At 41.4% G+C, this 829-nt stretch carries 1 protein-coding gene and 1 pseudogene; both read left to right on the top strand.

Going from position 1 to position 829, the window contains the following annotated elements; translation table 11 throughout:
• Nucleotides 1-270 precede the first annotated feature (270 nt).
• Nucleotides 271-504: pseudogene (locus ANHYDRO_RS11480) on the top strand (phage baseplate protein); the annotation flags it as partial.
• A 76-nt stretch (nt 505-580) separates the two neighbouring features.
• Nucleotides 581-829: hypothetical protein (locus ANHYDRO_RS08385; RefSeq protein ID WP_004815657.1), on the top strand; the 249-nt coding region annotated here is incomplete at its 3' end.

The following is an 829-nucleotide window of genomic DNA, read 5'->3' as shown; positions in this document are numbered from 1 at the left end:
CTGCTAATAATCAATGGCATGTTGTTAAATTCCTTACCAAGCTAATAAGGTTTTGGATTGGGGAGATAGCAGCATTGTAAATCTACTAAGTACAAATGGCGGTTATAGAACGAATTTAGACGTACGAAATGGGTACGTCCTTTTTGTATATGGAACTACCAATCCAACATTTTATGTTTGTAAAAAAACCGATGTGGAGAACAAACAATTTAAGCCGTTATACACTGCCCGAGGGTCTGACGTGAACATTTTGGAACAGATCAAACTTATCAAAGTGCGTGCCTAGACTTTCCTTATGTCTATTTTACAAGTGGCAATGGAGACGGTAGCGACCAACGTTGTTTGTATTGTTTTGATATACGATCAAAGTCACTAGTTTACCGGATTGTTTATACATTTGACAAAGGCACAATTAATCAAATAGGTAAGTATAACGAACCAGAAACAATCAGTTATTACTACGACTCGGATGGAAAGAAATGGCTAATACAAGGTTTCGCCTGGGGAAATGAAGATTCGGAAATAGTCAGAGGACTAACCAATTGTTTAGGATTAAAGAGCATAAGAGAGGTGACACACCATGACCATAATGGGCAGTGTAGATATTTCTTTCACAAACTCAACCAAGATTGCGAAAGGAGCAGAGCAAACAGCAACTACTGCCCAAGAAACGGCAAATGGTGCAGCACAAACAGCTGGACAGGCTCAAGAAACTGCTGAAACTGCATCCCAGACGGCCACGCAGGCGGCGGCTACAGCTGCAGGTGCGGCACAAGCAGCACAGACAGCAATTACGACTGCCAATGGCAAAAACAAAGCATATTATGGC

The organism is Anaerococcus hydrogenalis DSM 7454 (genome assembly GCF_000173355.1).
Lineage (GTDB): Bacteria > Bacillota > Clostridia > Tissierellales > Peptoniphilaceae > Anaerococcus > Anaerococcus hydrogenalis.
The sequence above is the reverse complement of the archived record's forward strand: the minus strand, read 5'-3'. Positions and strand labels throughout refer to the sequence as shown.